Below are 23,953 nucleotides of genomic sequence, written 5' to 3' on the forward strand. Positions count from 1 at the left end.
GTCCATGAGCAGCGCTGCCGTTTCCGCCCGGTTCTCGAAACTGCCGATCGCCGTCGAGCAACTCGGTTTGATCGACTACAACGCCGCGTGGGACCGCCAGCGTGAGCTCGCGGCAGCGCGGGCAGACGACATCGGACCGGACACGCTACTGCTCCTCGAACACCCGCCGGTGTACACGGCAGGACGACGCACGGAACCCGAAGATCGTCCCGTCGACGGCACACCTGTCATCGATGTCGACCGCGGCGGGAAGATCACCTGGCACGGCCCCGGCCAGCTGGTCGGATATCCGATCGTGAAACTGGCCGAGCCCATCGACGTGGTGCGATATGTCCGACGCATCGAAGAAGCACTGATCACGGTGTGCACGGACCTCGGCCTGAACTGCGGGCGCATCGACGGCCGCTCCGGCGTCTGGCTGCCTGCCGACACTGCGAACGGACAATGGAAGCCCGAGCGCAAGGTGTCCGCCATCGGCGTGCGCGTCCAACGGGGCGTGGCACTGCACGGCTTCGCCCTGAACTGCAACTCGGTCCTGACCGGATTCGACAACATCATTCCCTGCGGCATCCGTGACGCCGGGGTGACAACGCTGTCGCAGGAACTCGGTCGCGACGTCACCGTGGACGAAGTTACTCCCGCCGTGACCGAGGCAGTGATCGCTGCTCTCGACGGAACCATGCCCGTTACCGAACGGAACGTCGAGCGCGTCACCTTCGAAAGCGCCTCGCCTACTCCGACTTTTACTACCGTTCAGTACAGCTGACGGGCTCGCCCGAACCCCGTTGCAGTAATCACCCGGCGTAGGATCACTGTCGTGACTATCGCCCCAGAAGGACGTAAGCTGCTCCGTCTCGAGATCCGAAACGCGGAGACGCCCATCGAACGCAAACCCAACTGGATCAAGACCCGCGCAAAGATGGGCCCCGAGTACACGGAGCTCAAGGGCCTGGTCAAGCGTGAAGGTTTGCACACCGTCTGCGAGGAAGCAGGCTGCCCCAACATCTACGAGTGCTGGGAAGACCGCGAAGCCACCTTCCTGATCGGCGGCGAGCAGTGCACACGCCGCTGCGACTTCTGCCAGATCGACACCGGCAAGCCCGAAGCCCTCGACCGCGACGAGCCCCGTCGCGTCGCCGAAAGCGTTCAGGCCATGGGACTTCGGTACTCCACGATCACCGGCGTCGCCCGCGACGACCTCCCCGACGGCGGCGCCTGGCTCTACGCCGAGACCGTCCGCAAGATTCACGAACTCAACCCGGGCACCGGCGTCGAGAACCTGGTTCCGGACTTCAACGGCAAGCCCGAACTGCTCGACGAGGTCTTCGCCTCACGCCCCGAGGTCCTCGCACACAACCTCGAGACCGTCCCCCGCATCTTCAAGCGGATCCGTCCGGCCTTCCGGTACCAGCGCAGCCTCGACGTCATCACCGCAGCGCGCGACTACGGACTGGTCACTAAGTCCAACCTGATCCTCGGTATGGGCGAAACCCCGGAAGAGGTCACCGAGGCGATGGCAGATCTCCACGCCGCCGGTTGCGACATCCTTACCATCACCCAGTACCTGCGCCCCTCGCCACGGCACCACCCCGTCGAGCGGTGGGTCAAGCCCGAGGAGTTCGTCGCACACTCCAAGGCTGCAGAAGAGATGGGCTTCGCGGGTGTCATGGCCGGCCCGTTGGTTCGCTCGTCGTACCGCGCCGGGCGCCTGTATGCGCAGGCCATGGCACATCACGGCCGTGAACTTCCCGAGGCGCAGCGTCATCTGACCGAGGGCGGAGCCGCTTCGCAGGAAGCCAGCTCGCTCATGGCGCGCCTGAATCGCTGATCCACTTTTTGCTGTGCGCCTTTATTAACCGCGGGCGGTTAGTAAAGGCGCACAGCAATGGACGTATCCTGGGTACATGGCGAACGGCAGCAAATCCGGTAAGGGCAAACCCACCAAAGAGGCAAAGGCTGCAGCGAAGGCTGCCCGCAAGCAGGCTTCCAAGGAACGTAGAACTCAGCTCTGGCAGGCATTCCAGATGCAGCGCAAGGACGACAAGCTCCTCCTGCCGCTGATGATCGGCACCCTCGTCGGTGCGGCTCTGGTCTTCTTCCTGGTCGGTCTCATCTGGGGCCTTCAGTGGTTCCTGCTGCCGATCGGCATCGTTCTCGGTCTCCTCGGTGCCTTCATCATCTTCGGTCGCCGCGTCCAGAAATCGGTGTACAAGAAAGCTGAAGGTCAGGCCGGTGCGGCTGCGTGGGCCCTCGACAACATGCAGGGCGCGTGGCGCGTCACGAACGCCGTCGCCGGCACCACCCAACTCGACGCCGTTCACCGCGTCGTCGGACGGCCGGGTGTCATCCTCGTCGCCGAGGGTTCGCCGCAACGCGTCAAGGGCCTCCTCGCTCAGGAGAAGAAGAAGACCGCTCGCCTCATCGGCGACACCCCGATCTACGACATCATCATCGGCAACGACGAGGGCCAAGTTCCGCTCTCGCAGCTTCAGCGTTACCTGAACAAGCTGCCTCGCAACATCGACACAAAGCGTATGGACAACATCGAAGGTCGCCTCGCTGCGCTGAGCGCACGCGGCGGCGGAGCAGCGCTTCCCAAGGGCCCGATGCCCGGAGGCGCGAAGATGAAGGGAATGCAGCGAACCATTCGTCGTCGCTGACACTCCCCCACAGCAAAACGAAAGACCCGGGCCCATACGGACCCGGGTCTTTCTTCGTTCGAGAAGTTTGTGTCAGCGCGACTTCACGAGCAAAGTGCCGGTCGCGCGGTCCTGCATACCGCGTCCGTCGATGTCGGTGATGGTCGCGGGAATGACGAACACCAGCAGCGCCTGACGTCCCAACGCGCGCAGGAAGCCCACTCGGATCGGGCCTTCGATTCGCGCGACCTGAAGTCCGAGGACGAACTGCCCCGGGGTGAAGTTGAACAGCGCCACGGTGACGACACCGACGGCGAACCACACCATCAGCGTGACCGTCGAGGTCATGCCGTCGAAGAAGTCACCGGTGATGAGCGAGGCCACTCCCACGGCCATCACCCAATCCACCAACAGTGCCGCAATACGACGGCCCGAACCGACCAGCGAACCCGGACCCTCCTGAGGGAAACCGAGGAGCTCGCCGCGGTACGACTGCTCACGGCCGTCCGCGCTCTTCGGCAAAGCTGCTTGTGGCCCAGAGAGCCAACTTCCGGTGATACGTGCCATGCTGTCCAGGATAGGCGTCGCAGCACCGTAGTCCAGATTTGCCGGGTTTTAACTGTGTGGCCGGTCACATGGACTTCGGAAATCCCCAGGATGCTGCGACGCGTAACACTGCCGAAACAAAGGGTTGACGAGCGGGCAACACCAGCTCCCTACCGTCTGCCTCGACGGATTCAACCGACATCACTTGGCTGAAGCGACTTAAGGAGCACAAGCGTGGCGTTCACCACGGCCGAAGAGGTCATCAAGTACATCGCGGACGAGAACATCGAGTACGTCGACATTCGGTTCAGCGACCTGCCCGGCGTCCAGCAGCACTTCTCGATCCCGGCGTCTGCTTTCAACCAGGACGTGTTCGAGGACGGCCTCGCATTCGACGGATCTTCGGTCCGCGGATTCCAGTCGATCCACGAGTCCGACATGATGTTGCTTCCCGACGTCACCACGGCGCAGATCGACCCCTTCCGCAAGGCGAAGACCCTCAACATCAACTTCTTCGTGCACGACCCGTTCACCCGTGAGTCCTACAGCCGCGACCCGCGCAACGTTGCCCGCAAGGCCGAGGAGTACTTGGTCAGCACCGGCATCGCGGACACCGCATTCTTCGGCGCCGAGGCCGAGTTCTACATCTTCGACTCGGTTCGCTACGACTCCGGCATGAACTCCGCATTCTACGAGCTGGATTCCATCTCCGGTTCCTGGAACACCGGCGCAGAGACCAACGCCGACGGCTCCCCGAACCTCGGCTACAAGGTTCGCGCCAAGGGCGGCTACTTCCCCGTCGCTCCGTACGACCACTACGTGGACCTGCGCGACGAGATCTCCACCAACCTGACCAACGCAGGCTTCGAGCTCGAGCGCGGCCACCACGAGGTCGGCACCGGCGGACAGCAGGAGATCAACTACAAGTTCAACACGCTGCTCGCAGCTGCTGACGACCTGCAGCTGTTCAAGTACATCGTCAAGAACACCTGCTGGCAGCACGGCAAGTCCGCGACCTTCATGCCGAAGCCGCTCTTCGGTGACAACGGCTCGGGCATGCACGTCCACCAGTCCCTGTGGAAGGACGGCAAGCCCCTCTTCCACGATGAGTCCGGCTACGCAGGCCTCTCGGACATGGCTCGCCACTACATCGGCGGCATCCTGCACCACGCTCCGTCGCTGTTGGCCTTCACCAACCCGACGATCAACTCGTACCACCGTCTGGTGCCGGGCTACGAAGCTCCCATCAACCTCGTGTACAGCCAGCGCAACCGCTCGGCAGCTGTCCGTATCCCGATCACGGGCAACAACCCGAAGGCAAAGCGTCTCGAGTTCCGCGCACCCGACTCCTCGGGTAACCCGTACCTCAACTTCGCTGCACAGATGATGGCCGGCCTGGACGGCATCAAGAACAAGATCGAGCCGATGGCGCCGGTCGACAAGGACCTCTACGAGCTTCCCCCGGAGGAGGCTCGCAACATCCCGCAGGCTCCGACCAGCCTCGAGACGGTCATCAACCGCCTCGAAGCCGATCACGAGTACCTGACCGAGGGTGGCGTCTTCACCACCGACCTGATCGAGACCTGGATCTCGCTCAAGCGTGAGCAGGAAATCGCTCCGGTCAACCTGCGTCCGCACCCGTACGAGTTCGAGCTCTACTACGACGTGTGATCCGCATCCTGACGTAAGTCAGACCTGCGAGTACCAAGTGCACCCGTCCCGCGCCTGCGGGGCGGGTGCACTTGTTCCGGTCCGATCGAATGTGTCCGCCACACATGTTCCCGTAGGTGTCGTGTCGTCTTCGCACTCGGCCGCATCCGATGCTGAACTGTCTTGATATCAGCTCCCGACGCGATGAGCAGCGAGGGCGAGAAAGTGCCGCAAATCGTGGAAGCTGACCTCGTTGAAATGTCAATCCGATTCAGGTCCAGCACGGCGGCTTGATCCGGACCCGTCGTGATGCACGGATCAGGAAGATTGATGAGCTCGGGTTTGAGCGAGGCGGGAGGAGTCCGTGCCAGGTTCGATGATGTTGCAATGACCGGCCTCCATACCGGACGCGGTCGAATCGCGGATCAGCCGCGGGCACGTTGCCCGATGGCCGCTTTGTTGACGATATGGGCGATTCGAACTGCCCGTGTTTCGTCTCGAGCGGCACAGACGATCCACCACAGCATCTGTTTGCGGGCGCTGGGCGGAAAACTGTCCCAGTTGCTTCGACTTTGCGGGTCCCGGTCCAGCGCCGCCTGCAAGTCAGATGGTTCCTCGAGGTCTTCGACTTGGTCGAGAATCGTCCACCAACCAGTGGATTTCGCGGCAGCAATGGCACCACGACCAGCAGCGGTCATAAGGCCACGCGCCTCCATATCAGCTGCGCGTTCGCGGTTGAGTCGGGTCCAGGAACTCTTGCGTCTGCGAGGCGTGAACAGTTGCAAATTGCGCTCTTCGTCGAAGACGGTGTTGGTGGAATCGATCCAACCAAAGCAGATGGCTTCCTCAACTGCCTGAGGGTAGGGGCAGCGTGGTCGGCCGGTGGTGGTGCGCCAGGAGCACAACCACACACCTCGGCCTGACGTGTGATTGTCAGTCAACCACGTTCGCCACTGTTCCCGAGTCTCGGCGTGGATGATCGGATAGTCGAACTTCCACGTCGGGGGGTGGACGGAAGCCGGTGGCGATGATTTCGAATTGGTCACTTACTCTCCAAGCTCAGAGGGAAACGGATACGTGCCTCAATAGACGAGGGGACGGCGCAGGGAACACGCCCCGCGGCAACCTGGACATGAATGGTCTTGTCGCGCAATCGTCTTCTGACTGTCATGGTGGCGAGACCCTGAGATGGAGGGCGAGCCGACTGACGGTGTCGGCGAGCTCGGTTGGTTCGATGACGACCACTGGGGCGGTGAGCGCAATGCGCGCAACAGTCATGGCGAGCCTGCCGAGATCTTCGCTGCGGATCTGGACAAGGCAGCGGTCCGCTGCCACCTCGATCGGTGTGTGGTCAATCCATCTGAATACGCCTTCGAGGTCGGCGAAAGTGGCTTCGATGGCGAGTTTTGCATCGTGGCGACGGGGCGGCGAGCCGACTGATCTCGCGACGAAGCCTGCCGCGTCACCGCCCGGGATCTCGCGTGGCGTGAAATGACTGCCTGCCAGCCAAGGCTCCGAGAGCCGGTCCAGTCGAAATGTTCGCCAATCCGCACGATGGTGGTCCCATGCTACGAGATACCAACGACGTCCCGCCGTGACAAGGCGGTGCGACTCGACGAGCCGTCTGCTGCTCTCGCCGTCACCTCGCCGGTAGTCGAAACGAACGTGCTCGTGGTCACGACATGCCGCAGCGAGCACACTGAGTGCTTCGGGGTCGACGATGTCGTCGTCGGCCCGCCGCATGGAACTGACGCTCGAATGCAGTGCCGACACACGTCGGCGTAGTCGATGGGGCAGGAGTGTTTCGATCTTCGTCAGCGCGCGTAGCGACGTTTCTTCGATTCCTCCGATGGCGGCCTCGGCGGCGTAGCGCAGTCCGACGGCTACCGCCACGGACTCGTCATCGTCGAGGATCAAGGGTGGCACGTGCGCCCCCGTTGCAAGTCGGTAGCCCCCGTATTTTCCGGACGTGGAATCGACCGGATAGCCAAGGTCGCGTAGGCGATCGATGTCGCGGCGCACCGTCCGCTGCGTGACATCGAGTCGTGCGGCAAGTTCGGCACAGTGCCAGAAGCGATGGGTCTGAAGGAGCGAGAGCAGTTGCAGTGCTCGGCCTGTGGGATCGTTCCGCATTTCTTCAGATTGCCAGCGATCTAGGACTTTATGTGTCCACGATGCTCCCTATCGTCGGAGCAACCGGTCGATTCAGACACGAGATCGGTACTCAACTCGAAGGAGCATCCGTGAATTCATCCGACTTCCCCAGGCCCGTCCTTATCCCAGTCAACGGCGTGGAACTCGAAGTCTTCGAAGCAGGGCGACACAATGCCGGGAGACCTCTCGTGCTGTGTCACGGATGGCCAGAGCACGCCTATTCTTGGCGATACCAGGTGCCCGCCCTTGTCGAGGCGGGCTATCACGTCATCGTCCCGAACCAGCGCGGCTACGGCAATTCATCACGTCCGACCGAAGTGACGGACTATGACATTGAACATTTGGCGGGTGATCTCATCGCACTTCTCGATCACTACGGCTACGACGATGCCACCTTTGTCGGTCACGATTGGGGCGCCTTTGTCGTGTGGGGCCTGACCCTGTTGCACCCGGACCGGGTAAACAAAGTGATCAACCTGAGCCTGCCCTACCAGGATCGCGGAGAGCAGCCCTGGATCGAGTTCATGGAAGCCGTGCTTGGCGGTGACTTCTACTTCGTCCACTTCAATCGACAGCCGGGCGTCGCGGACGCCGTGTTCGAAGACAACACCTTCCGGTTCCTTCGCAACCTGTACCGGAAGAACGAACCCCCCAGGGAGCCTCAGCCGGGTATGGCGCTGATCGATCTCGCCAGAGCAGAGACGCCACTCGGTGAGCCTCTGATGAGCGATAGCGAATTGGCCGTTTTCGTCTCCGCCTTCGAATCGACAGGATTCACGGGCAGCGTGAACTGGTACAGGAACCTTGACCGCAACTGGCATTTGCTGGCGGAGGTGGACCCGATTATCCAACAGCCCGCACTCATGATCTACGGCGACCGTGACGCGATCGCGAGGGCTGAGAACCTGACAGAGTTCGTGCCCAATGTGGAAGTAGTCAATCTCGACTGCGGTCATTGGATCCAGCAAGAAAGACCCGATGAAACCAACCAAGCGATCTTGAACTGGCTGGAACGGCAGGATGCCACATAGTTTCAAGGCTGGGTGCGGTCTCGGTGAAAATGTCGGTCTCATTCAGGTCCAGTAAGGAGCTTGATCCGGACCCACCTCGTGTGTGCAAAGCGGATTGCTGAACTCGGGTATGGGCGAGCCGGTAAGAGTCGGTGCCGATTTCGATGATGTTGTCGCCGAAGGTGAGCCGATCCACGATGGCGGCGCAAAGTCGTGGGTCGGTGAACATTGTCGTCCAGCCGGAGAACAATTCGTTGGAGGCGATTGCGACGGCGCTCTTTCCGCCCGTTCGGGCAACACCTCGAAAAGCTGCTCGGCGCCTCGTTTGTCGAGTTCCATGTAACCGAGTTCGTCGATGCAAGCCCACACGGCCGTAGCGGGCGATCGTGCGGGCGAGTTGCTTCTCGTCGGCGACTTCGACTTGCCGGGAGCGTCGGCGGAGATACCGATCAAGACCTCGCTCGCCGCGGACAACGCAGCCGACAGCGCGCGGCCCCGACCACCCACTGCCAGTTGGCCCAGGCCCAACCAGTTCCAGCATGGCCTGGATAGACGTTGTCGCCTGCAGCATCGACAAGAGCCTCTCGCCAGATTCCAAATCGCTACTGATACAACAAGTTACCGGGCTCCGCAAACGCGGCTGTCTCCCGGCTCCACTTTCGAGAATTAACGAGAGCGTCGGAAAACAAGCCACGCACCCAACCCGGCGATGGGCACAAGCCAAATCCCGACAGAGAAGACGACAGCGCGCCACACACCGATTCGACGGGACACGGAAACCACATCGGCTGTTCCGACAAGGCACAGGGAAATCCATGTCAAGGCGAGAATGAATCCGCCGACGTACAGAAGAACGAACGCCCCAAATCCGTCCATACAGTCCATTCCACTGTCGGCGCAGTCCTGAAGCCCCGCCGCACCGAGTAGGGAAATCTTCACAGTGGCGATGCTACGGAGCAAGGCGTCCCGAACGGCCGAACAACCCGGCAGATTCGGCGATGCGAACGCCGGTCAGTCCGAACAAAGTAGAAGCCCCACCCCCGTGGGGAGGGTGGGGCTTCCTTCGATCCGGCGCTCACGCACAGTGGGAGGGTGGTGGGCATGCCGGATCGACGACACGGCAGGGAGTCAAGCTGCCGCGCCCAAGCGCTGACCGGAAGGAATGCGCCTGAGATCGTGGTTACGAGAACCATCAAACCAGACAAACTGGACGCATGTTCAGGAATCGAAAGATTCGATCCCACCCGTCAGAAAGATCTCACTGCACCCGATAGATTTCGCTGCGGCCAGGATCCACCAACCGCCGCATGATCTCGTACGCACGGTCCGGATCCGTGTACGGCGGAATCATCATGAGAACGAGTTGACGGCCGTGGATGTCGTCGAGATACATCAAATCGTGAGGCTGGCCAGGGTACGGACCCCGCACTTCAAGACCGTCGACCTCGTCGATACGTCGCTGGGCGCTGCTGATCGTGTTCCAGTCGAACGCAACCCGCGCGATCGGCCCCAACCTCAGCGAAAGTGCGGATATCAGATCGTGAAGCTCCGCCGTGACGTTCGTGGTCCACGGGAACCACGCGCCGTCCACCGATGCCTTGACGGCACCTTGTCCGCGAAGCAGGAATCGCGGAGTCCGCGTCGGCGACGGGAAAGGTTGCCCGACATGGCGCTGCGGCGCTTCCGTTGTATAGTCGAGAGTGCTGATGTGCGCCATGACGACGCTCCTTAACGGAGGATTCGTGGAACCGTCAGGCAGAGGCGCCCGGTCGTGGGTTCCATACCTTCAGGCTACTCCGACGCGCAATACCGACTACGCGTCGACGGAAATGATCACGCCGGTATCGCCGTACGGGAACGGCCCCTTGCCGATGTGGCCGAGAGTGTTGAAGAATTTCGAAATAGGCACCATCACACCGTATTTCGCTTTCACTTTGCTGCGAATCTCGTCGAATTCAGCTCCACCGCTCACCAACTGAGCTGTCCCGGCGACCGGCGACGTACCGTCGGTCACCTTTCCGCGGTTGTTGCACGGCACGACGGTGACGCGTGGGTTGTTCCGCAGCCGCTTGGCCTTGCCCGATTTCGAGGATGTCCAGAAGCCGATACGTCCGCCAGAGAGCGGTACGACCCACGTCGGAGTGGCCACGCCGTCACCACTCTTACGGAAGGTGGTGACCGAGATCGTCTTCTCTTCGCCCAGGGACATGAGACGAGCGTATGCCTCCACACACTCGACGACCATGCACGCGAATGAACTTTCTCTGCCCCAGGCGTTTCAAAACGGACAATTATCCGGACGAAGATGAACAACAGGTGCCGAATGGTGGAAATGTCGCGGAACGACCCCGCCTCAGGTCGATTTGTGGCCCGCCGATGTTGGAACATGACTTCTCGTGAATGCGGAACTCATCGTTCTCCTCGTCGTCGTCGTAACCGCTCTGGGGTTCGACTTCACCAACGGTTTTCATGACACTGGCAACGCTATGGCCACGTCGATTGCAACCGGCGCCCTCAAGCCCAAGGTGGCAGTCGCTCTGTCTGCTTCCTTGAACCTGGTCGGAGCTTTCCTCTCGGTAGAGGTTGCTGCCACCGTGGCCAAGGGCGTGGTGAACCTCGGAAATGTGGGTGGCCAAGCGCTGCTCACCATCGTCTTCGCCGGCCTTGTCGGCGGCATCATCTGGAACCTGGCAACGTGGTTGCTCGGCATCCCCTCGAGTTCCTCACATGCGCTGTTCGGCGGATTGATCGGCGCCGCCATCGCGTCCCTCGGAATGAGCGGTGTCGCCTGGAGCGGCGTCCTCAGCAAGGTTGTCATCCCCGCAGTTCTCGCCCCCGTCGTAGCCGGCTTGGTTGCAGCGGCCGGAACCTGGCTCATCTACCGCATCACCTCCAACGTCGGTGAGGAAACCAAGGACAAGGGTTTCCGACTCGGCCAGATCGGTTCGGCTTCACTCGTTTCCCTCGCCCACGGCACCAACGACGCTCAGAAGACCATGGGCGTCATCTTCCTCGCCCTGGTCGCCCACGGAACCATCTCCGCCGACGCGGACATGCCGTTCTGGGTCAAGCTCACGTGCGCACTCGCGATCGCTGCCGGAACCTACCTCGGCGGGTGGCGAGTCATCCGCACGCTCGGCAAGGGTCTTGTCGAGATCGCCGCACCCCAGGGCATGGCGGCCGAAGCATCTTCTGCTGCAATCATTCTCACCTCCAGCCACCTCGGCCTTCCCCTCTCGACCACCCATGTGGCGACGGGTTCCATCATGGGAACCGGTCTGGGACGCAAGGGTGCCGAGGTTCGTTGGGGCGTCGCCGGACGTATGGCGGTCGCCTGGTTGATCACTCTCCCGTCCGCTGCGATCGTCGGCGCTCTGTGCTGGGGCCTGGCCAACATCGTCGGCGGCCTGCCCGGTGTCCTGGTCGTCTTCGCTGTGCTCATCGCCTTGGCCGGTTGGATGTACCTGCGCTCCCGCAAGGAGCCCATCGATCCGAGCAACGTCAACGCCGAGTGGGACGGCGGCCTGGTGCCTGCAGAGGTCCCCGGTCCGGACGCCCGCGTCACCACCGACGTCAAAGCCTGAAAGAGGGAATCGACATGGATATCTTGAAAAACACCGTCGACTCGCTCTGGCAGGTCGTACTGGTCGGCCTCCTGCTGGGCGCCGGACTTCCCGCGATCTTCGCAATCGGCCTGAAGTCCCTCGACGCCGGGCAACGTGGCAGTGGCGGCGGGAGCACTGCCGTCGCGGCTCGCAGTCCCTTGGCCGTGGCAGGCGCAGTGGTGTGCTTCGCAGTAGTGCTCATCGCGATCGTCACCGGAATCCTCTTCATCATGCAGGGCTTCCTCAGCCACACATTCGGCATCGAGATCTTCTGATCCCGTGCGCCCTCACGAGCGGAAAGACATCACCGTGACTGCACCGACTCCATCCCTTCCGCAATCCATTCTGGAATGGCTTCGCGCCGGCTACCCCGAAGGCATACCGCCCAAGGATCGCATTCCGCTGGTCGCATTGCTTCGACGCAAGCTCTCGGACGCGCAAATTCGAGACATTGCCATCGGCGCTGCGCTCGCAGAACTGAGCGATGTCAACAGCGACCAGGTGATCTCGAGCGACGAGATCAGCGCTCAGATCGCCGATCTGACGAGCCAGACTCCCTCGGACGACGATATTGCGCGCGTTGCCTCCGTCCTGGCCGCCGCCGGGTGGCCCCTCGCTGATCTCGACAACGACTGAAGCTCGATTCGTTGAGTCTTCCACCACTTCTGGCTTCGATACTCGGCTGGCTGCGTGCCGGGTATCCGAACGGTGTGCCGGAGCAGGACTACGTCCCTTTGATGGCCTTGCTCCGGCGACAACTGTCCGACGACGAGATCGCCGTTCTTGCCGACGATCTCGTCGCCGAGTTTCCGGTCCCTGTCGATCCGATCGACATCGGCGTCCTCATCACCAAGGTCACCGACGATATTCCGCACGAAGCAGACGTCGCACGGGTACGTGAACACTTGATTCGTGGAGGTTGGAAAATCGAGGCGCAGCCTCCGGTTGACGACGCCTGACGGCACTTCGTAAATCGGACCAGTTTGATAACGAACCGGTAACGGTGCCGTCGAGGTCAATACAGACCACTTAGTGTCATAAGGAATTCCGCGCCTCGGGGGGCTCGGTCGGATTTCGGTGTGCAAGCACCTTTGGGGCGGGAGTGATTCATGCACGAGATACACACAGGCCTTGCAAACAGCCGAGATTCTTCGAAGAAGCAGATTTCGAAACGAATCAAGCGTCGGATCCTCGGCCTCGCCGCGACAGCACTCGCACTCCCCCTGACCGCAGGCCTGATCAGCGGATCAGTAGCGACCGCAGCGCCCGCGCGTACCGCCCCGGCCGGTGGCTACGAGGATGTGTTCGTCGACTCCTCGATGGGGCCGATCAAGGTCCAGATCCAGTGGGCTTCGCGCGGCGGCAACGCGGCGCTCTATCTTCTCGATGGTCTACGAGCACGCGACGACCGAAACGCATGGAGTTTCGAGACCAACGCTCTCGAGCAGTACCGCGGCGACAACGTCACCCTGGTCATGCCGGTCGGCGGGCAGTCCAGCTTCTACTCGGACTGGTATGCGAACAGCAATTTGAATCGCCAGCCGGTCACGTACAAATGGGAAACCTTCCTCACCCAGGAACTTCCCGCCTATCTGGAATCGCGTGGCGTCTCCCGAACCAACAACGGTGTGCTCGGATTGTCCATGGGTGGCAGCGCGGCCCTGACGCTCGCCGCCTATCACCGCGATCAGTTCAAGTTCGCCGGATCGCTCTCGGGGTACCTCAACATCTCAGCTCCAGGCATGCGTGAAGCGATCCGCGTGGCCATGGTCAGCGCCGGGTCCTTCAATGTCGATGCCATGTGGGGACCGCCGTGGAACCCCGCTTGGCTCCGCAACGACCCCTTCGTGTTTGCACCCGAACTGGCCGGGCTCTCCCTGTACATTTCCGCCGCGAGCGGCCTACCCGGACAGTTCGATCAACCGCGTCGACCCGTCGACTTCGTGAATACCGGTAGCGCCATCGGCCTCGAAGCCCTTGCCCTGATGAACTCACGCGCATTTCAGTTGCGCATGAACTCCCTGGGAATTCCGGCAACGTACAGCTTCCCGGCCAACGGCACTCACTCGTGGCCGTACTGGGGCGCGGAACTGTGGAAGGCGCGAGGCCAGATCCTCGACACCCTCGACGCTTGGTGAACTGACAACGACTCGATCACCGACAATCGCAGGCCCCGACCGAATTTCGGTCGGGGCCTGCGTCGTTCGAAATCAGAGCGAGGCAAAGAGATCCACGGTGTTGCCGTCGGGATCGAGCAGGACGGCGTAACGCTGGCCCCACACCGCATCGAACGGTGCCTTGTGCCCGGGGAAGTCGGCTGTGATGCGCTGATACGCCTCGTCGACGGCGGCGGGTGTCCCGAAATCGAAGGCCAAAGCGACGGGGTGTCGACCTTCCCCGACCGCGAAGTCAGGATCGAAGCTCGCAATGGTGGACAGCGCGTCCCAGGCCAGCCGAAGGCCACCGTCGAAAGTGAACTCCACATGCGGAGCGTCAGCGGGTGTTTCCGGAATGTCGAGCCCGAGCGTTCGGTAGAACGCGAGGGAACGAGCGAGATCGTTGGTGACGATTCCGACGAGATCGAGTCTCGGAGAGACGGACACGGTATTTCTCCTGTTTCGGGTCGAGAAGTGATCGGCGAGTGTGTGACGATGATCTGATGACCGGCACTGACACCCTCGCTCTCGACGGTAGTCGGACGATGGCGTCGAGTCTTGAACAAAACGGCCACACCTATGTCGAAACTCGGATCACCGATTCGGCCGGCCTCTTCAGTTGCACGTGGAAAAGCACTACCGAAGCCCATACGCCAACGGAAGCAAAACGAATTCTTCCCGATCTCTGCGCAGACTTCATCGTCGACAGCACCGGAAAGTCGTGGCTCGTCGGACCTGCCACCAGTGCCGATCTGGTTTCGGTCGCCGCCGGGACAACCATGTGGGGCATCCGGATCAATCCACCGGCTCTGCGGAGCCTGCTCGGCGCAGCGGCCGACGCGGTGCAGGATTCGAAGATCGCCTTCGACGACATCCTCACTTCCAGACAGGCGCGGGTGCTTGCCGACGCACTCCGTCACGAAGCAGTCGACGCTCGCCTACTGGGCGAGCTGTGGCGGGGACTGGAACCCGACCACGGAATCGAGCGTGGTTACTCCGCGCTCATCTCCTCCCCTTCGACTCCGATACGAGAGATCTCCGCAGACCTCGGTGTTTCCGAACGTCATTTTCGACGCTCGATCACGTCGTCGATCGGGCTGTCCCCCAAAATGATTCAGAAAGTGCAACGTATCCAGGACCTGTTGACCCTCAGCCGCGATGCTGATCTCACGCTGTCGTCGCTGGCGGGTCGCGCCGGCTACGCCGACCAAGCCCACCTCGCGCGCGATACGCGAGCGCTGACAGCCCTGACACCGACTCAGCTACTGCGCGAGCACCGGTAACGATGAGCGAAGACCTGTTCTCCGCCCTCGATCACCTGGCTGCCACGTCAACTGTCGTGATCGATCGCCCCCGAGGGTCGGCACACCCGCGTTACCCCGCTGCGATTTACCCGCTCGATTACGGCTATCTCGACGGGACCGTCAGCGCGGACGGCGACGGGATCGATCTGTTCCGAGGCTCTGCCGTCGGCAACGGCGTTGTTGCCATGGCCGTTATTGCCGACATCGACAAGAAGGACGTGGAAGTCAAGATCCTTCTCGAATGCACTGCCGATGAAATCGGCACTGCTGCAGCATTTCTCCGCGACACTTTAGGCCTCGGCGCCACTGTCTTGCGGCGCGAAGTCAGCTGAGTTCGTCGAATCGCGGAACAAGATGCTCCGCAACCCACTTCGCTTCCTCGATCAGAGGCCAACCGGCCAGGATCAGTGCAGTCAAACCGGTTCGGCTGCGAAGCGTGCGCACCGAGTCCGTGATCGAATCCGGATCGCCGACGTAGTACACCGCCGATGACCCGGTGCCGAAGATGTCGAGGGGTGACCACGCTGTGATACCCGCGTACAACCCGTCACCGACGTACAACTCCTCTGGTTCAGGAAGTCGGCCGGAGGCAATCTTGTCCGCCCAGCCCTGCCGCTGTGCGTCGCGGGCGGTGAAAGTTTTGAGGTCCTGCTTCCCCTGAGTACGACGACGCACTGCGTTGTCCAGGACATGAGCGATCTGCTCGACGCCAGTCTTCTCGAACAACGAACGGAACCGGTCGTGCGCCTGCGCTTTGGTGGGGCGAACGATCACACCGGTCAGCGCACCGAAATCGGTGAACTCACGTCCGGCTGCCTCCGCTGCCGCCCGCGCGGCAGAGAATTTGTCTTCGATGAACGACGTCTCGCGCAACATCGCCAAGTAGGTATCGAGAACCTTGCCTGAATTCGCCAGGCCTGCAGGCGAATCACCGGTGCCCCACAGCGGAACCTGATGCCCCGTGGGCGCATCGATACGCAGTGGTGTGTTGGGAAAGTTCGACTCGGTCCCTTCGGAGTAGATGCGGCGGAAGTCTGCCCAGTACTGCTCCCCCAACTCGTAACGCTCGTCGTGAGGCACGTTCATGTCGTACTTGGTCAGGATGTTCTCGCGTCCGTTGACCGAGTTGATCAACAGTCGGCCACCGCTGAAGGCGTCGAAGGTCAACGCCTTCTCTGCCAGCAGTCTCGCCGGCGTCATGTTCGCGTAGACGGCGACGAGGAACTTCATGCGCGTGGTGTGCGCTGCAGCCCAGGTCGCCGAGATGAACGGATCGTTCGGCCAGGTGGCAACAAGAGCACCTTCGAATCCGCCGTCGTCGATCGTCTTCGCGAGCTCGATCTGCCTGGCCCCGTCCACGGGGAACAGTCCGCCGGGGCTCCACGGGTAGTCCCCGTCGGCCTGGGTGAGATACCAGAATGTCTTGACGCCCATCAGTTCTGCACTCCAGCCGGCAGGTCGAACGATTCGATTCGGGCACGCGAGCGGATGGTGTCTGCATTCACGTTGTAGAGCGCGTCGAGGTACGCGACCGCGAAAGAACCGGGGCCCGAGGCATTTTCCTCGGCGATCTCCGACGCCACGGCAACATGCGTGTGCGCGGCAACCAATCCGTCCAGCGCGGTCGGCGTCACGGCGAGGTAGGCCGCAACAAGGCCGCCCAGAGAGCAACCGGTACTGGTCACGCGCGGCAACAGTGCGCTGCCACCGGAAACTCGGACACCCCGAACGTCGCCGCCACTATCGCGGCCCACGATGTAGTCGACCGGGCCTGATGCCGACACCGCGTCCGCATGCTTCAGGAGTGCCAGAGCGGCGGGCACTGCGTCGGCGGAGTCGGACGCACTGTCGACGCCACGGGTGTCACCGCCGAGTCCCGCCAGCGCGATGATCTCCGACGCGTTCCCTCGGATCGCGCTGGGGTGAAAGCGCAGCAAGTCCACAGCGATACCGCTCCTCCAGGGCAGTCCGCCTACACCGACCGGATCCAAAACCCATGGCGTACCGGCAGTTCGGGCCGCTTCAGCGGCTACCAGGAAGGCTTCGGCCGTTCCGTCGTCCGGCGTTCCGAGGTTGACGAGCACTCCCCCGGCGATGGCAGCGAACCCACCTGCCTCGTGAACATTGTCGATGTGAGCGTTGCTTGCGCCGGCAGCGAGCAGAACATTGGTCAAGAAATTCGCCGAAACGATGTTGGTCAGCGACTGGACGAGCGGCACCTGGTCGCGGAGTGCGTCGATCGCAGAGGCGACGGTTTCGACAGAGACAGTGTCAGACATAAGATTTCCTTCAAAGCGGATGGTGGTATCGGGACTACGGCGATTCAGGATCGCTGACATCGATCGTCCGGAATCGCGCTTTCGGACTCACGGCCGACAACCATCGGCAAAGCCGGAACTGCAGTCCATTCCTCCAACGAACCGTCGTACACTTTGACGTCCTCGTAGCCGCTGCGGATCAGCGCAAGCGCCGTCAAGCACGCCGAAACGCCACCGCCGCAATAGATCACGACAGGTTCGGCGACGGCAGGCACAACCTCGGCAGATCTCGACAGAAGATCGTCCACCGGAAGCATCCTGGCATCGGCGTCGAGAAGACTCTTCGCGGACAGATTCACACTCGACGGGATATGCCCGCGTCGCGAGTATCGCGTCTTCTCCGTTCCCTCGTACTGCTCAGGCGAGAGAGCACACACCAGCGTGCCGGCTACTTCTCCCGAGGACAGTGAGGCAACGCGCGGTAGATCGACCCATAGGCCGAGGTCCGTCACGCTCCAACGCGCCGAAGCCGACGTATGAATTACGTCGTCGCCGCTCGCGAGAGCGAAGCCGCGTCGAGTCCATTCGGCGAGGCCACCGTCGAGGACTCTCGCTTCGATGCCGACATTGCGAAACACCCACCAGAGCCGTGACGCCCAGGTGGTCGAACCCTGGTCGTAGATCACGATTGTCGCGCCAGGCTCGATACCACTGGATTGGAGATCGGAAACCAACTGCTCCGTTGACGGGTGTGTGAAATGCAGCGCCGCTTCCCTTTCGGAGAAGACGTCCATGAGGTCGATGTGCCGAGAACCCGGGATGTGCGAGGAGGCCCAGCCGTCGTACCCGGATTCCGGGCGGTAGTCACCGTCGAATCGCGCAGGGGGAAAATGAACCGTCGCGTCGAGCACAGCGACGCCTCCCTCACGCAGCATCGCGTCGAGTTCAGCGGCACCCACCAGCGGCGACGCGGTCTCTCCAGCCACTTCGGACCCTCTCCCTCGGAATCGAACAACCACGAACCTAAATGAGTACTAGCGTATACGCAAGTACTCACTCGTAGTCGATGGCATAATCGAACGCGTTCTACTTGAACGCACAGGAATGGGGACACATGGAACTCGACGCCGATACGAGCACCACCGATCTGCTGGTGCCGGAGGCTGCGCTGGGCCGGTCCGATCAGACTTCGAGGCAGTACCTGCGCCTGCGGGCCGACATCCTGGCCGGCAAGTTCCCCCAGGGCGCTCCGCTGCACGAGACTCAATTGTGCGAATCGTACGGCGCATCGCGTACCCCGATCCGGGAAGCACTCAACTGGCTCGCGCACGACGGTCTACTCGAGCGAGCCGCCCGCGGTTTTCGTGTCCGCTCCGGCACACCCGAGGACGTCATCGAAATCTACGCAGCGCGGGTGGCCCTCGAATCGGAAGCTGCCGGTGCTGCCGCACTCCGCCACAGCGATCTCGACCTTGCCCGCCTGGACGGATTGCACGAGTTCTGCTGCACTGCAACAGAAGGAACCGAGGTTCGTTCCGGGAACTTCAAGTTTCACGAGGCCCTGTGGCAAGCCGCCCACAATTCCACCATCACCTCACTGCTGATCCGCCTCACCACCCAATTGCGAATCTACGACAGCGGCCCGCCGTCGAACTACGGAGAACCGGACCTACTCAATTCGGAACATCACGAGATCTTGAACGCCATCCGCGCCAGGGACGAATCGTCCGCACGTGGCCACATGCGCAACCATCTCGAACGCAGCCGCGACCAGCGGATAAGGATGTTCGCCAGCCGCTGACTTCGGACAGCCGAGAGTTGCACACCGCCGCTTACGTCGCCGTCAGTCAGCCGGGGAGCGGGCCGATCTCGACGTCGTACACACTCTCGGCCGGGCTCGACATCACGCGGTCCGCCATCTCCTGCTTGAGCACTGTCAGCCGCGCTTCGTCTTCGGCCGTCCGGTCAGCCTTACGGGAAAGAGCGATGAACTCGTCGACGACAAATCCCTCACGAACAGTCAGCGTGACGCTCGCACCACGATAGTCGACTCGAAAGACGTACAGTGCGAGCGTATTTCCTCGTTCCGGCCGGGCCAGGGAGCTGTCGACGGTGTACCGCCCTTCGGTCACCGCGCGCGTGACCAACTCGAACGCGTCGCGCACGCCTGGTCCGCGATGTGCGGTGGCCACGACCAGGTCACGACGCTCGACGGAGCCCTCCCCGCCGAGCACCTCGAGTGCGCGCTCGAGAACCTTGTAAGCATGCGCCACGCCTCCCGGAGCCTGCGGACCGTGATAGCGCAGAGCATCCTCGTGCGTGAATTCGAGCGTCGTCCCGTGATCGGTCACGGTGAGCGTGCTGGTCATCATGGGCGTCCTTGCCGGTCAGCGCTGGCGGTCGATCGGATTGTTCCGCGAGACGATGAGCGGATCGATCGGGGTGAAAGGAAATTCCGGCAGATCGCGTTCCGGAACACCGAACGAGGCCGAGAGAACGCCGCGCGAGAACGCGGAAGCCGTTGCACGGTAGCCTATGTCGCCTGGAGTCGGCTGGTCGAAGAAGATGAGGAAGTTGATGTCCTCGTCACCTAGAACCTCGATGTGATGGGGATAGGCACGCGGAACGAAATACACCTGACCCGGCTCGAGTAGATAGGTGTCGAGCGACCCGTCCGGATCGAGAACCGTCATCCGCCCGTGACCACGATGCACGTATCCCATTTCAGCAGTGACGGGATGCCAGTGTGGCTCACGCATCCCACTCTCGCGAATAGTCAACGAGTACATCGAAAGATCCTCCAGCGCCGCCCAATACTGCTTGCGCGCCACCTTCGCCTGTCCGTACGGATAAGCGAGAGGGGCGATCTGGCCTTCGAGGTCGAAGAGATGCGCGTTGGGAAAGCCGGCGGTGTCGGGAACGACGGCGGCGCCGTCCCGCCGCACTATCTGCGACGCATCGGCCCTACCCAAGACGTCAAAGGCCGACGCGGCGAGGTCGTAGGTATTGCCGAGCACCGCGTTCGACATTGCGCTTACGCTGCTCTGCAATGAAAAGTGCTGTGGGAGAGAAGTTCGCAAGGCAGCAATGATCTCCGCTTCCCCCTCTCCGACATTCTCGATGTGATAAATCGCGCCGGATTCGACGTGATACATCTGCCCCGTTCGCACCACGAAACTGGCGAACTCGTCGGCATTGCCCAGCAACGAGACGAGCACGGTTCCGCTGGTGACGTAAGCGATCTGGTTCGCGTTGACGTTCCATTGTGGTTCGCGGATCGCGCCGGGGCCGAGAACAATTCGTTTGATCGACAGACCGGACAGGATGGGCAACGAACTCGAGTCGAGCTGCGAGATCGATCCGAGTTCGTTCTCGAAAACGCTGGGACCATCGCGCAACGTGGCAACGTGTGTAGACATGGCTGTGGGTCCTTTCGACTCTGGTCCTTCCGCCTCGCTGACGTCAGTCCTCGATGAACGCGAGAATGTCCTGGTCGAGTGTCTCTTGATATGAGCCGTAGATGCCGTGCGGTGCGCCGGGATACACCTTCAGCGTCCCCTTCTTCACCAACTTGATCGCCTTCTCCGCCGCCGCGCCGATCGGCACGATCTGATCGTCGTCCCCCTGAGCGATGAGGAACGGAACGTCGATGGCTTCGAGATCGGAAGTCTGGTCTGTCTCGGAGAATGCCTTGACGCAGTCGTAGGCCGCGGCGAGGTTGACCAACATCCCCTGCCTCCAGAAGTCGTCCTTCGCGCCTTGCGAGACGTCGGCCCCTTCGCGGTTCGCACCGTAGAAGCTCTCGCTGAGATCCTTGTAGAACTGCGATCGGTCTCGCAGAACTCCCTCACGAATGCCGTCGAACACCTCGATCGGTGTGCCTTCGGGGTTGCCGTCCGACTTGACCATGATCGGCGGAACGGCGCCGGCGGTGATCACCTTGGCCACGCGCCCTTTGCCGTGCTGCGCCGCATAACGGACCACTTCCCCGCCGCCGGTCGAATGGCCCACCAGGATCAGGTCTTTCAGGTCGAGTGTGTCGATCAGCTCAGCCAGGTCCTTGGCGTATGTATCCATGTCATTGCCGGTGTACGTCTTCGACGAGCGACCGTGTCCTCGACGATCGTGCGCGACAGTCCGGTATCCGGCGTCGGCGAACAGCTTCATCTCGACCTGCCACGCGTCGGAACTCAGCGGCCACCCGTGGCTCAGGACGATCGGCCGGCCGGTGCCGTGCTCGGTGTAGTAGATCTCGGTTCCGTCGGAGGTGGTGATGTAGGGCATGTTCTGCTCTTCTCTGTCGAGTCATGGAGTGAGGTCCGGACACGGTGCCCGGTACCCGCACTCTGCGAGTGCCCACTACGGGGGCAGTCGACTCATCGATCGACAGAAATCTGCGGGGGGCAGAAGACTGCGGCCCGGCACCACGAAGCGTGGTGCCGGGCCGGACCCTTATGCCAGAGGGAAACGATCAGTAATCGTCCTCCGTGTAGACGATCATGCCGCGCAGGTTCTTTCCCTCGAGCATGTCTGCGTAGCCCTCGTTGATCTCCTCGAGCTTGTAGGTCTTGGTCACCAACTCGTCGAGTTTGAGTGCGCCGCTTCGGTAGTGATCGAGCAACTTGGGAATCTGAGACCGTGGTCCTACCCCGCCGAAGATGGCTCCCTGCAAACGCTTCTGCAGAAGGGTCAGCTCGAAGAGGCTGAGCGTCACCTGCGAATCCGCGTAATGCCCCATTCCGACGACCACAACCTGACCACCCTTACCCGTCGCACTGAGCGCGGGCTGAATGATGTCGCCGTGGATTTCTCCCACGGTGATCACGGTGACGTCGGCCATCTTGCCCCAGGTGATCTCACCGATCACCGGTAACGCTTCCTCGAGTGAGGCAAACGTGTGTGTGGCGCCGAATTCCTTTGCCTTGTCGCGCTTGAATTCGACGGGATCGATCGCGATCACAAAGCGCGCTCCAGCGGACGCCGCGCCCTGCACCGAGTTGATTCCGACGCCGCCGACGCCGACGACCACAACCGTGTCACCGACCTTGGCTCCGCCGATCGCGGTGGCCGATCCCCAACCGGTGGCAACACCGCAGCCGAGCAAGGCCGCCTTGTCGAGCGGGATGTCCTTCTCGATCTTGATCACGGACGCCTCGTTGACGGTCACGTACGGCGAAAAAGTTCCGAGCAGGCACATCTGGATGACCGGTTCGTCGTTGAGCGTTACGCGATAGGTCTTGTCGGAGATCGCCTGCCCGGTCAGCAGGCCGGCTCCCTCGTCGCAGATGTTCTGCAGACCCTTCGCACAGGACGGACAACGTCCGCACGCGGGGATGAAGGCGAGAACCACGTGGTCGCCTTCTTCGACGCTCGTGACGCCCGGGCCGACCTTCGTCACCACTCCGGCACCTTCGTGCCCGCCGAGGGCCGGGAAGAAGGGCAGCGGGCTGGCACCCGTACGCAAATGTTCGTCCGAATGGCACAGTCCCGATGCGGCGAGTCGGACCTGCACCTCACCCGAGACCGGGTCCCCCAGCTCGACCTCTTCGATCTCCCACGCCTGACCTGGCGCCTTGACTACCGCTGCCTTGACCTTCACCTGCACTCCTCGAAAATCTTCGTGATGCACGGACGACGAAAGAACGCGCCGGCATTTGTGTCGCCGATCACACTCCATGTACGAGTGTGCCTGAAGTAGCCCGAGAATACCGCCGGTCCGCGCGCCTTTTTGGTAGCCGCCTCTACCGGAAAGGCACACGGCTAATATGGACACAGTGGCCAAGGGAACTCGCAAGACCAGAACTCGCAGCAGTACTCCCGAGCGAGGCGAGTCCGGCCCGGTCGCCGGCACTTTCCCCATCGATACCGGGACGTGCGAACTAGTCCGCGATCAATACTCCGACGACAGCTGGATCATCCAGATCAACGGAGTGCCCAGTTCCCACGTGAACGTCGCAGATCCGACGGTGCTCGATTTCGAGTACATGCGGTGGATCGCGCATCTGGTCGATTCCGAACGTGACAAGGCCGAGCGCCTTCGGGTTCTGCACCTCGGCGGCGGAGCCTGCTCCATGGCCAGGTACTTCGCCGCCACCTACCCCGACGCGCGTCAGGTGGTTGTCGAAATCGACGGCGCCCTGGCCGAACTCGTGCGCGATTGGTTCGACCTTCCGCGCGCACCACTGCTGCGCATCCGCGTCGGCGAGGCCCGCGCCGTCACCGAAACTCTCACCGAGTCCACCCGGGACATAGTGATTCGGGATGTCTTCGCCGGCAGCACAACTCCGACACCACTGACGACGGCGCAATTCACCACCCACGTACGACGCGTACTCGCACCGGGCGGCATCTACATCGTCAACTGCGGCGACACCCCGGATCTCCAGGGCGCGCGCAGTGAGGCCGCGACCATCGGCGCCCAATTCGAACACATGGCGATCATCGCCGATCCCGCAATGCTCAAGGGCCGCCGCTACGGCAACATGATCATCGCCGGCAGCGACGTACCGATCGGCGGGCAACCGTCGCTCGCGCGCGAACTACTCGGCGGCGGAGTGCCCGCCCACGTCTGGCAGGACGCCGAAGTCCGCAAGTTCGCCGCGAACGCGCCGGTTCGACAGGACTGACCGAC

General features: G+C 62.1%; 29 protein-coding genes. 14 read left to right on the forward strand and 15 right to left on the reverse strand.

Translation table 11 applies throughout. The features are described 5' to 3' along the window. Positions 1-4: 4 nt before the first annotated feature. The 3 genes from lipB to G8767_RS14390 all read left to right on the forward strand — a co-directional run bounded on the left by lipB (position 5) and on the right by G8767_RS14390 (position 2,660). On the forward strand, positions 5-766 hold the full coding sequence (gene lipB / locus G8767_RS14380) for a lipoyl(octanoyl) transferase LipB (RefSeq protein WP_095969845.1): 762 nt from the start codon (positions 5-7) through the stop codon (positions 764-766). A gap of 51 nt (positions 767-817) precedes the next feature. Continuing rightward, positions 818-1,828: a lipoyl synthase gene (lipA, locus tag G8767_RS14385; protein ID WP_166810526.1), complete on the forward strand. Its 1,011-nt coding sequence runs from the start codon at positions 818-820 to the stop codon at positions 1,826-1,828. A gap of 76 nt (positions 1,829-1,904) precedes the next feature. Beyond that, positions 1,905-2,660 (forward strand): DUF4191 domain-containing protein, encoded by a 756-nt coding sequence (locus tag G8767_RS14390; protein WP_003941625.1) that lies wholly within the window; start codon positions 1,905-1,907, stop codon positions 2,658-2,660. A gap of 72 nt (positions 2,661-2,732) precedes the next feature. Here G8767_RS14390 and G8767_RS14395 read toward each other — a convergent pair whose 3' ends face one another. Continuing rightward, on the reverse strand, positions 2,733-3,206 hold the full coding sequence (locus tag G8767_RS14395; RefSeq protein ID WP_166810527.1) for an RDD family protein: 474 nt from the start codon (positions 3,204-3,206) through the stop codon (positions 2,733-2,735). A gap of 213 nt (positions 3,207-3,419) precedes the next feature. Between G8767_RS14395 and glnA the strand changes: the two genes are divergently transcribed. Further along, entirely contained in the window at positions 3,420-4,856 is a 1,437-nt protein-coding gene (gene glnA, locus G8767_RS14400; RefSeq protein ID WP_003941609.1) for a type I glutamate--ammonia ligase, read from the forward strand. A gap of 404 nt (positions 4,857-5,260) precedes the next feature. Here glnA and G8767_RS36545 read toward each other — a convergent pair whose 3' ends face one another. Beyond that, complete coding sequence (locus G8767_RS36545; protein ID WP_166810528.1) at positions 5,261-5,881, reverse strand: YdeI/OmpD-associated family protein; 621 nt, start codon at positions 5,879-5,881, stop codon at positions 5,261-5,263. Between the two features lie 121 nt (positions 5,882-6,002). Beyond that, the gene (locus G8767_RS14410; protein WP_166810529.1) at positions 6,003-6,968 is read right to left on the reverse strand and encodes a YafY family protein; all 966 of its coding nucleotides are present in this window, start codon (positions 6,966-6,968) and stop codon (positions 6,003-6,005) included. A 110-nt stretch (positions 6,969-7,078) separates the two neighbouring features. Between G8767_RS14410 and G8767_RS14415 the strand changes: the two genes are divergently transcribed. Further along, positions 7,079-8,020: an alpha/beta hydrolase gene (locus G8767_RS14415; protein WP_124569308.1), complete on the forward strand. Its 942-nt coding sequence runs from the start codon at positions 7,079-7,081 to the stop codon at positions 8,018-8,020. Here G8767_RS14415 and G8767_RS36550 read toward each other — a convergent pair. The 4 genes from G8767_RS36550 to G8767_RS14435 form a co-directional block, all read right to left on the reverse strand. Further along, positions 7,926-8,570, reverse strand: coding sequence for an ATP-binding protein (locus tag G8767_RS36550; protein ID WP_346842994.1), 645 nt, complete (start codon positions 8,568-8,570; stop codon positions 7,926-7,928). The genes G8767_RS14415 and G8767_RS36550 overlap by 95 nt on opposite strands. Before the next feature lie 95 nt (positions 8,571-8,665). Beyond that, positions 8,666-8,938: a hypothetical protein gene (locus G8767_RS14425; protein ID WP_240952287.1), complete on the reverse strand. Its 273-nt coding sequence runs from the start codon at positions 8,936-8,938 to the stop codon at positions 8,666-8,668. A gap of 319 nt (positions 8,939-9,257) precedes the next feature. Beyond that, positions 9,258-9,716 (reverse strand): DUF5994 family protein, encoded by a 459-nt coding sequence (locus tag G8767_RS14430; RefSeq protein ID WP_166810531.1) that lies wholly within the window; start codon positions 9,714-9,716, stop codon positions 9,258-9,260. Positions 9,717-9,812: 96 nt separating this feature from the next. Further along, positions 9,813-10,208, reverse strand: coding sequence for a PPOX class F420-dependent oxidoreductase (locus G8767_RS14435; protein ID WP_166810532.1), 396 nt, complete (start codon positions 10,206-10,208; stop codon positions 9,813-9,815). Positions 10,209-10,395: 187 nt separating this feature from the next. Here G8767_RS14435 and G8767_RS14440 point away from each other — a divergent pair, with 187 nt between their 5' ends. The 5 genes from G8767_RS14440 (at position 10,396) to G8767_RS14460 (ending at position 13,742) form a co-directional block, all read left to right on the forward strand. After that, a complete protein-coding gene (locus G8767_RS14440; RefSeq protein ID WP_003941590.1) occupies positions 10,396-11,583 on the forward strand; it encodes an inorganic phosphate transporter in 1,188 nt (395 codons plus the stop codon). A gap of 14 nt (positions 11,584-11,597) precedes the next feature. Then, complete coding sequence (locus G8767_RS14445; RefSeq protein WP_003941641.1) at positions 11,598-11,879, forward strand: hypothetical protein; 282 nt, start codon at positions 11,598-11,600, stop codon at positions 11,877-11,879. A 34-nt stretch (positions 11,880-11,913) separates the two neighbouring features. Then, the gene (locus G8767_RS14450; protein ID WP_346842991.1) at positions 11,914-12,240 is read left to right on the forward strand and encodes a DUF3349 domain-containing protein; all 327 of its coding nucleotides are present in this window, start codon (positions 11,914-11,916) and stop codon (positions 12,238-12,240) included. A gap of 11 nt (positions 12,241-12,251) precedes the next feature. Next, positions 12,252-12,563 (forward strand): DUF3349 domain-containing protein, encoded by a 312-nt coding sequence (locus tag G8767_RS14455; protein ID WP_095969827.1) that lies wholly within the window; start codon positions 12,252-12,254, stop codon positions 12,561-12,563. A 150-nt stretch (positions 12,564-12,713) separates the two neighbouring features. Continuing rightward, positions 12,714-13,742 carry an alpha/beta hydrolase family protein gene (locus G8767_RS14460; RefSeq protein ID WP_206029341.1) on the forward strand — a complete coding sequence of 343 codons (1,029 nt, stop codon included), beginning with the start codon at positions 12,714-12,716 and terminating at the stop codon, positions 13,740-13,742. Between the two features lie 72 nt (positions 13,743-13,814). On the opposite strand, the gene G8767_RS14465 is transcribed toward G8767_RS14460, so the two are convergent. Further along, positions 13,815-14,207, reverse strand: a complete 393-nt coding sequence (locus tag G8767_RS14465; RefSeq protein WP_124569305.1) for a VOC family protein — start codon at positions 14,205-14,207, stop codon at positions 13,815-13,817. Positions 14,208-14,263: 56 nt separating this feature from the next. Between G8767_RS14465 and G8767_RS14470 the strand changes: the two genes are divergently transcribed. After that, positions 14,264-15,043: a helix-turn-helix domain-containing protein gene (locus tag G8767_RS14470; protein ID WP_206029342.1), complete on the forward strand. Its 780-nt coding sequence runs from the start codon at positions 14,264-14,266 to the stop codon at positions 15,041-15,043. A gap of 2 nt (positions 15,044-15,045) precedes the next feature. After that, positions 15,046-15,396 carry an inorganic pyrophosphatase gene (locus G8767_RS14475; protein ID WP_166810534.1) on the forward strand — a complete coding sequence of 117 codons (351 nt, stop codon included), beginning with the start codon at positions 15,046-15,048 and terminating at the stop codon, positions 15,394-15,396. Here G8767_RS14475 and G8767_RS14480 read toward each other — a convergent pair. From G8767_RS14480 to G8767_RS14490, 3 genes are read right to left on the reverse strand one after another with little or no spacing between them, the layout of a single operon-like run. Beyond that, complete coding sequence (locus G8767_RS14480; protein ID WP_124569303.1) at positions 15,389-16,498, reverse strand: LLM class flavin-dependent oxidoreductase; 1,110 nt, start codon at positions 16,496-16,498, stop codon at positions 15,389-15,391. The genes G8767_RS14475 and G8767_RS14480 overlap by 8 nt on opposite strands. Then, positions 16,498-17,343: a hydroxyethylthiazole kinase gene (thiM, locus tag G8767_RS14485; protein ID WP_166810535.1), complete on the reverse strand. Its 846-nt coding sequence runs from the start codon at positions 17,341-17,343 to the stop codon at positions 16,498-16,500. Before thiM ends, G8767_RS14480 begins: the two co-directional genes overlap by 1 nt. Positions 17,344-17,387: 44 nt before the next feature. Next, a complete protein-coding gene (locus tag G8767_RS14490; protein WP_166810536.1) occupies positions 17,388-18,308 on the reverse strand; it encodes a rhodanese-like domain-containing protein in 921 nt (306 codons plus the stop codon). A 128-nt stretch (positions 18,309-18,436) separates the two neighbouring features. Here G8767_RS14490 and G8767_RS14495 point away from each other — a divergent pair, with 128 nt between their 5' ends. Further along, the gene (locus G8767_RS14495) at positions 18,437-19,123 is read left to right on the forward strand and encodes a GntR family transcriptional regulator (protein WP_095969820.1); all 687 of its coding nucleotides are present in this window, start codon (positions 18,437-18,439) and stop codon (positions 19,121-19,123) included. Between the two features lie 46 nt (positions 19,124-19,169). Here the strand turns inward: G8767_RS14495 and G8767_RS14500 are convergent, their stop codons facing one another. From G8767_RS14500 to G8767_RS14515, 4 genes are all read right to left on the reverse strand, one after another. Then, entirely contained in the window at positions 19,170-19,691 is a 522-nt protein-coding gene (locus tag G8767_RS14500) for a hypothetical protein (protein WP_166810537.1), read from the reverse strand. An 18-nt stretch (positions 19,692-19,709) separates the two neighbouring features. Continuing rightward, complete coding sequence (locus G8767_RS14505) at positions 19,710-20,741, reverse strand: cupin domain-containing protein (protein WP_166810538.1); 1,032 nt, start codon at positions 20,739-20,741, stop codon at positions 19,710-19,712. A gap of 43 nt (positions 20,742-20,784) precedes the next feature. Next, positions 20,785-21,606, reverse strand: a complete 822-nt coding sequence (locus G8767_RS14510; RefSeq protein WP_095969819.1) for an alpha/beta hydrolase — start codon at positions 21,604-21,606, stop codon at positions 20,785-20,787. Between the two features lie 187 nt (positions 21,607-21,793). Further along, a complete protein-coding gene (locus G8767_RS14515; RefSeq protein ID WP_095969992.1) occupies positions 21,794-22,921 on the reverse strand; it encodes an NDMA-dependent alcohol dehydrogenase in 1,128 nt (375 codons plus the stop codon). A 166-nt stretch (positions 22,922-23,087) separates the two neighbouring features. On the opposite strand from G8767_RS14515, the gene G8767_RS14520 reads away from it, so the two are divergent. After that, a complete protein-coding gene (locus G8767_RS14520; protein WP_166810539.1) occupies positions 23,088-23,948 on the forward strand; it encodes a fused MFS/spermidine synthase in 861 nt (286 codons plus the stop codon). Positions 23,949-23,953 lie beyond the last annotated feature (5 nt).

It is taken from the genome of Rhodococcus sp. IC4_135 (assembly GCF_011602025.1).
GTDB classification, from domain to species: domain Bacteria; phylum Actinomycetota; class Actinomycetes; order Mycobacteriales; family Mycobacteriaceae; genus Rhodococcus_F; species Rhodococcus_F baikonurensis.